Source organism: Pseudorhodoplanes sp., assembly GCF_050250235.1.
Taxonomy (GTDB): Bacteria; Pseudomonadota; Alphaproteobacteria; order Rhizobiales; family Xanthobacteraceae; genus Pseudorhodoplanes.
The window spans coordinates 1-9,358 of sequence record NZ_JBFWPA010000184.1 but is presented as its reverse complement, the minus strand read 5'-3'; the positions used below and the strand labels follow the sequence as shown (position 1 = coordinate 9,358).

At 59.0% G+C, this 9,358-nt stretch carries 11 protein-coding genes and 1 pseudogene; 8 read left to right on the top strand and 4 right to left on the bottom strand.

Annotated elements, in window-relative coordinates; genetic code table 11:
- Positions 1-335: 335 nt before the first annotated feature.
- The 4 genes from AB7F49_RS35470 to AB7F49_RS35455 all read left to right on the top strand — a co-directional run bounded on the left by AB7F49_RS35470 (position 336) and on the right by AB7F49_RS35455 (position 3,634).
- Positions 336-626 (top strand): hypothetical protein, encoded by a 291-nt coding sequence (locus AB7F49_RS35470; RefSeq protein WP_428531371.1) that lies wholly within the window; start codon positions 336-338, stop codon positions 624-626.
- Between the two features lie 549 nt (positions 627-1,175).
- Entirely contained in the window at positions 1,176-1,733 is a 558-nt protein-coding gene (locus AB7F49_RS35465) for a hypothetical protein (protein ID WP_428531368.1), read from the top strand.
- A gap of 95 nt (positions 1,734-1,828) precedes the next feature.
- Complete coding sequence (locus tag AB7F49_RS35460; RefSeq protein ID WP_428531365.1) at positions 1,829-2,188, top strand: hypothetical protein; 360 nt, start codon at positions 1,829-1,831, stop codon at positions 2,186-2,188.
- Between the two features lie 24 nt (positions 2,189-2,212).
- A complete protein-coding gene (locus AB7F49_RS35455; protein ID WP_428531362.1) occupies positions 2,213-3,634 on the top strand; it encodes a M14 family zinc carboxypeptidase in 1,422 nt (473 codons plus the stop codon).
- A 63-nt stretch (positions 3,635-3,697) separates the two neighbouring features.
- On the opposite strand, the gene AB7F49_RS35450 is transcribed toward AB7F49_RS35455, so the two are convergent.
- Positions 3,698-4,123 carry a hypothetical protein gene (locus AB7F49_RS35450; RefSeq protein WP_428531359.1) on the bottom strand — a complete coding sequence of 142 codons (426 nt, stop codon included), beginning with the start codon at positions 4,121-4,123 and terminating at the stop codon, positions 3,698-3,700.
- Positions 4,124-4,330: 207 nt separating this feature from the next.
- Here AB7F49_RS35450 and AB7F49_RS35445 point away from each other — a divergent pair, with 207 nt between their 5' ends.
- From AB7F49_RS35445 to AB7F49_RS35430, 4 genes and pseudogenes are all read left to right on the top strand, one after another.
- Positions 4,331-4,882: a hypothetical protein gene (locus AB7F49_RS35445; RefSeq protein ID WP_428531377.1), complete on the top strand. Its 552-nt coding sequence runs from the start codon at positions 4,331-4,333 to the stop codon at positions 4,880-4,882.
- A pseudogene (locus AB7F49_RS35440) lies at positions 4,822-4,974 on the top strand (potassium-transporting ATPase subunit KdpA); the annotation flags it as partial. The gene AB7F49_RS35445 and the pseudogene AB7F49_RS35440, both read left to right, overlap by 61 nt.
- Before the next feature lie 98 nt (positions 4,975-5,072).
- Positions 5,073-5,219, top strand: coding sequence for a hypothetical protein (locus tag AB7F49_RS35435; protein ID WP_428531374.1), 147 nt, complete (start codon positions 5,073-5,075; stop codon positions 5,217-5,219).
- Positions 5,177-5,767, top strand: a complete 591-nt coding sequence (locus AB7F49_RS35430) for a hypothetical protein (protein WP_428531356.1) — start codon at positions 5,177-5,179, stop codon at positions 5,765-5,767. Before AB7F49_RS35435 ends, AB7F49_RS35430 begins: the two co-directional genes overlap by 43 nt.
- Positions 5,768-5,881: 114 nt before the next feature.
- Here the strand turns inward: AB7F49_RS35430 and AB7F49_RS35425 are convergent, their stop codons facing one another.
- The 3 genes from AB7F49_RS35425 to AB7F49_RS35415 form a co-directional block, all read right to left on the bottom strand.
- The gene (locus AB7F49_RS35425; protein ID WP_428531353.1) at positions 5,882-6,292 is read right to left on the bottom strand and encodes a hypothetical protein; all 411 of its coding nucleotides are present in this window, start codon (positions 6,290-6,292) and stop codon (positions 5,882-5,884) included.
- A 252-nt stretch (positions 6,293-6,544) separates the two neighbouring features.
- On the bottom strand, positions 6,545-7,309 hold the full coding sequence (locus AB7F49_RS35420) for a slipin family protein (RefSeq protein ID WP_428531350.1): 765 nt from the start codon (positions 7,307-7,309) through the stop codon (positions 6,545-6,547).
- Positions 7,310-7,342: 33 nt separating this feature from the next.
- Entirely contained in the window at positions 7,343-8,659 is a 1,317-nt protein-coding gene (locus tag AB7F49_RS35415; protein WP_428531347.1) for an NfeD family protein, read from the bottom strand.
- Positions 8,660-9,358: the final 699 nt, after the last annotated feature.

Sequence of the window (9,358 nt, the reverse complement as noted above, 5' to 3'; positions counted from 1 at the left end):
GTCTGTGATCTCCCGCCACTCGTCGGGTATGCGATGCTGACGTAGCAGCGGGGTCGGGCCTTTCCAGCGTTCACTCCAATGAGGGAAGCGCTTTGGCTTGGTTGGGGGTGTCAGGGGTGAAGGAGGGGATGAGTGTGAGGGGGAGGGTGAGGAAGTAGAAGAGGCTTTGACTGAAGTCCCGCCGGACCCGCCCAAATGCGAGGGTGCAAGAAGCGCTTGGCGCGCGCGGACAAATGCCGCGTCCCTTGAAAGGAAGTCGCGGCCAACGCAAACAGAACCAAAAGAGCGGCGGACGGAAGAACGCAGGCTCTCTCTCGCGCGTTTCGGCGCCGGACGTGGAAGCAACAATCATTGCCTTTGCCAAGGAGCAGATGCCGGGGAATCGGGAATCAGGACGTGTTCAAAGCGACGATCGTGACATTTTGAATCGTGTTGATCGAATAGTTGTCCATCCGAAGACATTAGACGTATCGCTACCAGCAGGTAAGGACAGCGTCTCAAAAGTCGTTTCAGTCGATTGGGCGCCGAACAACCCGACGCGCAAACGGGCCATCATGCTGCCAGCAGGACGAGATGGGCGATTCAGCGCGACATATCCGTTCGGAAACCCGCGCCCGTCTCGTTGAGGCGATCGCAAAGGGGCGGCAATGGATGCACGAGCTGGTTTCCGGTCAGATCCGCGGCACTTCCGAGATTGCGCTCCGGAGGGTTGCAGCGAGCAGTCGGCGCGCACGATGATCAGCTCGGCGTTTTTGAATCTGCGGCTTGTGAACGAAGCGCATGCGGGTACTTTACGCACAGCGTCGGTGTTGCATATCTTATCGATCTTCCGATGGACTGGCAGGCACAAATGGACATCGTGAAGGACGCCGTCGGCCAAGTGTAAATAGACCCTCGAATGAGACTCAAATTACCGGCTCATAATCTCTGACGGGCAAGAAAGACGTGAATGGCCGCGAGAAGCTCGACCATGACGAAAAAAGATTCATCTTTAGCCGGTTAGAACACGTCCTGAAAACATTGCCTGCATCCTTCCGCCAGGCACTCAGGCGAGGCCATGTGCACCGCTGATTATCTTATCCCGAAACGCGGGGCACGACTTTCTTGAGTTTTCAAGGCGCGCTAGGGTCCCGTGGTAAGCTACAACTGCCGGGCTATTGCATGCGGGAGCATTCATGATCACGCTGGTTCGCAATGTTGGCTTGGTTCTGTTCGCGCTGTGCATTGTCGCACCATCCGCTCACGGCGCCAGCCAGACAGTTCCGATCGGCGGTACGGGTGGCGGACCGTTCCGCATCCTATGTCCCGATCGTCAGGTCCTCGTCGGGTTCTCTATGAGACTGGGCAGCGCAATGGACGCGATTGGGCCGATCTGCGCGCGGATGCGAAAGAGCGGCAAGACGCTGAGGCCAACGACAGTGCCGGCGTTCACAGGCGGCGGTGGCGGAGCAGGACAGGTCGTAGCGTGTCCGTTCAACAGCTTCGTCCACAATTTGAATGTGTTCGTCGACCGCTACGAGATTGTCAATCACGTCGAAATTAGATGCCGCAATCTCAAGAACAGCGCGCCGTTTGCGAAATGGCGCAGCACCCCCCATGGCGGCACTCCCGCGCGCAATTATGAAGTGCACTGCCAAGTAAACCAAATCCCTAACGGAATTCATGGCAAGAGCGGCGGACTGGTCGACAGCCTTGGGATGCTGTGCGATCTGCCAAGTCTTATTGTCAGATAAATTCGGCGACAGATTGCGGCTAACCAAGTCAGCTAATGTTCTAGCGCCTGGTGTCTTCTGAGTGAGGTTCACGCGATGACAACGGAAAAAAGACGATGACCAAGCGACCGCAATTTCCTGCAGAGGCCGTGGGCTACGACGCTCCGGTCAGAAATAACGGCGTCTACCGCATCCTCGTCGACATGGTACCTGGCGAGAGCTTGGCCGCCTTGGCTCCGTTCCGGCTTGATTACTGCTGCATGCCACAGGCGCAAGCCTCAAGCCGTCCGATCCAGCGCCTTCACGCGTTTGCGGGCGGCGCAACCGTCGAGGCGATGCGCAAAGCCGGTCGAAACGTTGAAATCCTCGCCGATGCCGAAGCGGAGTCGCGCACTGCGATTAGCGAACTCCGCCTGGCCGACGAGGATCGTTTCGCGAGCGGTTCGCTTCCGCCGACAGTTGGACGATTAATCTGAAGTCTATGCACAAGGACGACTTCGATGGCGCAGTTGCTCACGCTTCCTAAGATTAACTCCCTGCTTGCCAACTTCGAAAAGACGTACGCGGACCTCTGTCACCGGATCGAGCTGCCTCATAAGACTTATGAGAACCGCACTTCTTATGCGCTCCACATGGGACTCCCGAACGATCGCGCCAACAGAGCCAGCCTCATCCTTGGCGGCGTGCATGCACGTGAATGGGGCGGCCCGGATATCGTTGTCGCATTCGCAGGCGACCTTCTACGCGCCTATACGGATGGCAAAGGTCTTCAGTACAATCAGCAAACGTTTTCGGCCGAAGACATCAAACGCATTTTTGAGGAATCGACCATCGTCATATTCCCGTGCGTCAATCCCGATGGCTTTGAGTATTCTCGGACCAAATCCACGTTCTGGCGGAAGAACCGTAATCCGGACTCATCGGGTGGTGACCCGAAGAAGGTCGGTGTCGATATCAATAGGAACTATGACTTCCTGTGGGACTACAAAAAGCATTTTCACAAAACGGCCTGGGTGAGCTCGCTTGCATCGGACGATGAAAGCGTTGAGACGTTCCACGGCACCGAGCCGTTCTCGGAGCCCGAGACGCGCAACGTCAAATGGCTCATGGACGCGTATCCGGGCTTGCGCTGGTTTATGGATGTTCACTCGTTCGCAGGCGACGTGCTTTTCAGCTGGGGCGACGATAGCAACCAGAGCCAGCAGGTCAGCATGTCGTTTACGAACCCGGCCTACGATGGCCTGCGTGGCCACACGCGGCCCTTCCTTCCGGGTAACCAGCCGGTTCCCGACGGCCTCATTTGGAGCGAGCATCCGGACGAGTATGGAGAGTATGTCACGAGAGGGGATGGAGCGATTTTGCGCGGATCCGCCGAGATCATTCGCGACGCGATGAATGCCGTCTGGGGCCGACCGTACATTGCCAAGCAATCCATTGGCCTCTATCCGACCTCGGGAGCGAGCGACGATTACGCTTTCTCCCGCCACGTCACGGGCGACGCTGAAAAAACGTATGCGTTCACCATTGAGTTCAATTTCGGCGATCCACACAACCGCGACAACTTCATCGCTACCCGCGATCCGGACGTTCTCGATAAAACTTTGAAGGAAGTCGTGCCCGGGTTGATCGCGTTTGCGAGACTCGCTACAAAGCCGCCGACCGTGACTCACACGCCGGTCGCGCCTCATGGTGACATTTCATACGTCAACGTTTTCACTGGCGATTCGTGGTCAATCGGACCAGGAGGCATAATCCATCATCCTTCCGTGCCAGATCCCTACGTCACCGACTTGGGCCGCGAAATTGGGCGACTTCTCGGTGCGCACGAAACGTTAAGCCGAACGCCGGGCAAGGCAGGAGAGGTTGCCCGCGCCGCCATTCTTGAAGGCATTGCAAAACTGGCGCAGGGCAAGAATTCCTGACCGGCGGGAACACTTCAGCCGCCCCCCCTTGGATTTGCAAACCGGGTTCGGTTGGACCGGCGCTTATGATGTTGCGTCGCCGACAAATCGCTCGATTTCGAATTCTGGCAATGATTTCCATGCAGGAACGCCGCTGGCACAGGCGTTGAGTTGCGACTCCTTTAACTGGCGTTGGGTGCCGCTCATGGACAGGCCAGAGGGCAAGGTCATTAATCTCGCCGATGAACTGGCGCTTCGCGCGCTGCTGCTCTCTGCGCATGATTTGCTTTGGCAATGGCTATCACGTTCGGATGGACCGAACGATGAGGTGACGGTCGCCTTGCTGCGCGCGTTGTTCTCCAACGAAGGAAGCCGCCTAGCAGGCGGATCGACGCGGCTTTGCAAGGTCATCGAGATTCTGGACAGAGATGAGGCAGCGCCGAGCGCGACGATCAACGCTTTATGGACGGAATCCGCGATCGACGCACCATGGCTTCGCCAGAAGCTCAACGTCCCGAAACTCTGTAGTCTAAGCGGTGGCGAAGCAACGCGGGCCCTTCTCATGGTCCACGATCTGTTTTCTAGCGTCCACCGAACAGGTTTCCGCGAGGGCGCAAGATATTGCGTCGTTGCCGCGCGCCCTGCCCTGGCTCGGCTTTTCACACGGTTCGGCTTCCAGCCCGCCGACGGTTTTTCAAAGATGACGTCGCTGGCGAGATGTCGATCCTTATTCTCCACGCCTACGACGCAGCGGGCGCCGGCTTATTCTCCGCGTGGGACGCTGCGTCAGCGCTTGGCGCCGAACCGCCACCGACGCAGCTTCCCCACCCCGATGACGTGCTCATCGACGAGAAAGGTGTTCGCATCGTCGGTCCGACGGACGAGGAGGGATTGCGTAAGTTCGAGACGGTCTCGCGATGCCGAGATGCGTATGTCGCAGGCGGCCCGGGGCGAACGTTCGACAGCGCCTCTTTCGGATTCTTTATTCGTGACCTGACCGAGATAGACAATCCCGAGCGCGTGTTTCCGATCACCGCGGAGGAAATCAACCGGATCAATCCCAACAGTGGAACCGCGCCTATTTTCCGCTCCGGGCGGGACAAGGAGATAACGTCCGGCATCTATGCCCGCTTGCCTGTGCTGGTTGGTCGTGAATTTGGCGATGCTGTTTGGCCAGTCCGCTATGTACGTATACTGGATATGGCCATGGCGAGATCGTCGTCGGTAGCGTGGGCGCCGGCCTTTACGCCATGCTTCTTTTTATTGTGATCACGATTTTCGTCGCCGGGCTGATGGTGGGTCGCACGCCCGAATATGTCGGTAAGAAAATTGAGGCGCGCGACGTCAAGATGGCGATGCTTCTTCCCCGACTATCGCGCGCCGATCGTACGCAATGGCGCCGACGGTGAGCGCGAACTCGTCATAGCGCGTTGAGTATGCCATCGCCGCCGAGTGTTTGATGGAAGCGACGAAGCGCCGTGCGCAGAAGCTGGAAGCGAAAGGCCAGGTGGTTGATTTCAAGCAGTTACTACCGCTCACACGCTTCGCAGGCACCTGGACGCTGTGGAGCGGGCGGAAAAATTGCGCGCACCGGTGCAGCGGCTAGCTGATCGAATGGCGGGTCATCTCGTTTATTTTGCCCTTGGGGCGGCGGCACTTACCTTCCTCATCACACGAGATATGCGCTCGACCATTTCAGTCGTCATCGTGGCCGGCGCACGCGGCATCGCAGCTGGCACGCCGCTCGCCATTCTTGGCGCGATCGGTCGCGCCGCCCGCTTGGGCGCGATCATCAAAGGCGGCGTGCATCTGGAGACTCTCGGAGGGGTCATGCTCGATAAAACCGGAACGCTTACCCTCGGCAAACCGGACGTGCAGAAAGTCTGCCGGCCGCAGGCGTATCGCGAGAAGCCGTCCTGGCCAGTGCCGCGGCAGCCGAACTCCGCTCCGAGCACCCGCTGGGCAAGGCCATCGTTGCCTATGCACGTCATCAAAAATGCGACGTCGCTGAACCGGGCAACTTTGGCTACACACTCGGACGTGGCATCAGCGCAGATATCAGGGGACACAACGTTTGCGCGCGCGCGCTTTCGCTGGGGCGGCCACTGCACCAAATTTCCCCAGACTAAACCTAAGACTAAACGGAAATTTTAGTCTGGGGTTCGATTTGGATCGATCCGGAAATTGATTGTGCTTCAGGAGGATAGCTGGCGCGCCCGAACAGATCCTGGACCCCCAGATTCGTAGTTTGAAGGCCTGCCCGCCACCCTACGACCGGCTGAACTCCGAACTGCACAACAAATTGCTCAAAGTTGTGCGGCTGCTCGATACGGCCGCAACGATATCGATCGCCGCGACAGCCGTGATGAAGTACCAGGGCGGCAACGCCCTGTCGTGTTCGTCGCGCTCGCTCTTCACGAGCATCCCGATGCTGCAGCGGCGCGGCGGAGTGTCAACAAGCGTTATCATGACGCTTTTTCTCTGGAGGTGCGGCGTTTCTACCCGTTTTTTCCATTCATCGGTGGACGCGTGAAAGAGCCCTTCGCCTGGTAGGCGCATTACTTTGCGGTCGGCGATTGGGTACATCTTGATCTGTATGGGGACGAACCACCACCCGCGCATTTGGCAAAGATCCTGATGCGTTCCGTCCAGAACGCTTCCTCTCGCGAACGCCGACATTGTTTGAATTCATTCCTCAAGGTGAAAGCTTCCGAGACTCATCGCTGCCCAGGCGAGGGGGCAACCGTCGCACTGATGAAGATGGCGGCCCAGCTTCTCATCGCGACGAGAACGAGATACCCGAGCAGGATCTCTTGATTGACCTCGACAAAATACCGATCGGCTCCGTTGCGCGCGTCCGAAAGCCGGAACTCCAGGACGCCGAACTGTAATGATGTGTGGCGCCCGAAAAGCGGGCACTGCACGTGAGTATTAGCTGCTCTGCACAGAGGCGCGCGCTTTCCACGCCTGCATCAGATCGATCGGGAATGGAAACACGATCGTTGAACTGCGTTCGCCCGCAATGTCGAAGAGCGTGGCAAGGTAGCGAAGCTGCATCGCCTGGGGTACTGGCTCCAAGACGCGGGCGGCTTCGAGCAACTTTTGTGCAGCCTGCTGCTCGCCCTCGGCATTGATGATCTTAGCGCGACGCGTGCGCTCGGCCTCGGCTTGGCGGGCGATGGCGCGGATCATGTTCTCGTTGAGATCGATGCGTTTGATCTCCACGTTCGAGACTTTGATGCCCCAGGCTTCGGTCTGCTTGTCGAGCACGTCCTGAATATCGGCGTTGAGCTTGTCCCGTTCGGCCAACATGGAATCGAGGTCGTGTTTGCCCAACACCCACCGCAGTGTCGTCTGAGCAAGCTGGCTCGTTGCGGCGAGATAGTCCCTCACCTGGATCACTGACCGCTCGGCATCGACGACACGGAAATAGATGACGGCGTTGACCTTGACGGACACGTTATCGCGCGAGATCACATCCTGTGGCGGGACCTCGTCGACAACGACGCGAAGATCGATCCTTACCATCTGCTGTATGAAAGGCACGAGTAGGAAGAGGCCCGGCCCCTTGGTGCCGGTATAGCGGCCCAGAGTGAAGACGACGCCGCGCTCGTATTCACGCAGAATGCGGACGCTCGAGTACAGGAGCCCCAAGACGATAACTGCGACGATGACGATAGTTGCAGCGGAGGACATGGCTCTACTCCTTTTTGGTGAATGACTGGATCCTCAAATGCTTTCGACACGCAACGTCAGGCCGTCCCAACCGACGACCTTGATCCGATCGCAGTCTACAAGCTCGGTTCGTGCGCGCGCCCGCCAAATCTCGCCGGCGATTCGAACCTTCCCCTCCGTGCCGCTCCACTCAACAACCTCGCCCGTAAGGCCGAGCAATGCTTCCTTGCCGATGACAGGCGGCCGCCGGCGCGAGCGCAGCAGCATCGAGACGCCCAGAAGGAAAAAGGCAGCCGTTGCGAGGGTGGCAGTCGCGAGAACCGAAGTGGAGAGGCTGAATCCCGGCGCGCCGGAGGGAAACAGCATGATCGCACCGATGACGAAGGCGATCATGCCGGCAAGGCCGACCACTCCGAACGTACCGATGTGGGCCTCGGCAACCATCAAGCCGATACCGAGCAGGACAAGTCCGGCCCCAGCGTAATTGATCGGAAGGAGATTGAGTGCAAACAGCGCCGTCAGCAGGCTGATGCCGCCGATAAAACCGGGAGCGATTGCACCGGGGCTAAGGAACTCGAAGATCAAACCATAAATGCCAATGAGCATCAGGATGAAGGCGATGTTCGGATTGGTGATGACCGCGAGGAATTCCGTGCGCCAGCCGGGTGGCACGGCTACTGCTTCGAGGCTGGCTGTCGCCAGGCTTTGATGCTTGCCGGCGACCAGTGCGGTCCGGCCATCAAGCTTGCGCAGAAGGTCCGGGAGGTCATCGGCGATGACATCGATGACGTGAAGCCGCAGCGCCTCGGACGCAGGCAAGCTCGCCGCGCCGCGGACCGCGTCAGCTGCCCAGTCCACATTGCGGCCGTTGAGCTCAGCCAGACCGCGGATGTAGGCGATGGCATCGTTCACGGCCTTGCGGGTTTCAGCATCGCCCGGTTCGGCCGGCTTCGGGTTGGCGTCTGGAAGCCAGGGCGATCGCCCGAGTTGGACCGGCGTCGCCGCACCGAGATTGGTGCCTGGAGCCATTGCAGCAGCGGCACTCGCATAAGCGATATATGTGCCGGCGCTCGCAGCGCGCGCGCCGCTGGGCGCGACATAGGTAACGACCGGCACCGGCGACGACAGGATGGCACCGATGATATCGCGCATCGATGTGTCGAGCCCTCCTGGCGTATTCGTGCGCAGGATGACGAGACCGGTTTCGCTTGTCTTCGCGTTGCGGAGCTCTCGCTTGACGTAATCGGCAATGGCCGGACCGATCACGCCGTCGATATCGAGGACCACGGCGCGTTCCGCTTTAGCAGCCCCGGATGCAATCGCCAGTCCGCCGATCACAATCGCAAGCAGCGCGCCCGTCCATCTGGCCAAAGGCAATAGTGCGAAGTGTGCTGCATATGTCGTGGCGTGATCCTCATGGTTTGCGCTGGACGATGACCTCCGACTGCGCCGCGTCATCGAATCGGGTTATGAACGCTGCCGGGCGGCCTCCGTAAGCGAATGGTGCCGATCGGGCGCGCATCTAGCGCGCCGATGGCATCCCCGATCGTGTCGAGGACCCGGATTTTCAGCTGCTCCACGGCTGCGTCGCTGAGGTCCGCAAAGCACACCCACTCGACGAAGCCGGCCCAGGCCACAACCAGGATCGTTTGCCGAAATGTGGTGTTGGTCGATCAGCTGGTCAAACCGAACGAGGCCGCGCTTCGGGTGGAGACCCCGGCCCGGCAATTCCGGTCGTTCGCTACGTCGGTGGGACGGGACCTGGCGGGTACAGCGGCCTGGCGAATAAGCCACTCGTCGCAGCAGTGACCGTACTTTTTCTCTGACTGCAATTTTCGGCTCTTCGCGCGAAATTCCTCCGACATTTCAAAGGCGAAATCTGCCCAACCGGACCACCAGTTCGAATCCCTTTTGGTCCTCCAGCCGTAAGCTATTGATATTGCAAGAGTTTTTAGGAAACAACCCTCGGTACGGTTTGAGTTTTTTGCGCTGTGAAATTCTCTGTTAGACCGCGTAAGCGTCTTTTCGAAGCGACGTGGTGGCAGCTCAGACGCCAATTCTCCGCCGGCA